The organism is Dellaglioa sp. CoH-56-MRSF-10 (genome assembly GCF_056782175.1).
This window is the reverse complement of sequence record NZ_JBXAYF010000159.1, coordinates 1-236: the sequence shown is the minus strand read 5'-3', so window position 1 is coordinate 236 and position 236 is coordinate 1. Positions and strand designations below refer to the sequence as shown.

The 236-nt window shown below is 56.4% G+C and carries 1 pseudogene; it reads right to left on the bottom strand.

What is annotated here, in order from left to right:
• Positions 1-11 precede the first annotated feature (11 nt).
• A pseudogene (locus AC1RP4_RS08125) lies at positions 12-236 on the bottom strand (hypothetical protein); the annotation flags it as partial.

Here is a 236-nt window from a genome sequence, read left to right as displayed (position 1 = left end):
AAATTCACGGGTTAGAACTTATGCCTCAAGCCAACTCGGAGCACCGCCTGGCGATTGTTCGCCGAGGGAGTCAGTGTGTCGATTGCCGCAACGGCCTTTCCGCCAGTAGAGTCGGTACCGCTTGCCAGTTGCAACGATGCCATTGCGTAGGCGTCGGTGCGTTTTGATAGCGCGTAGTCCGAAGAGATAGCGAACTGATTATAATTCGCGCCACCTGAACCCGCGGAGGTTCTGGC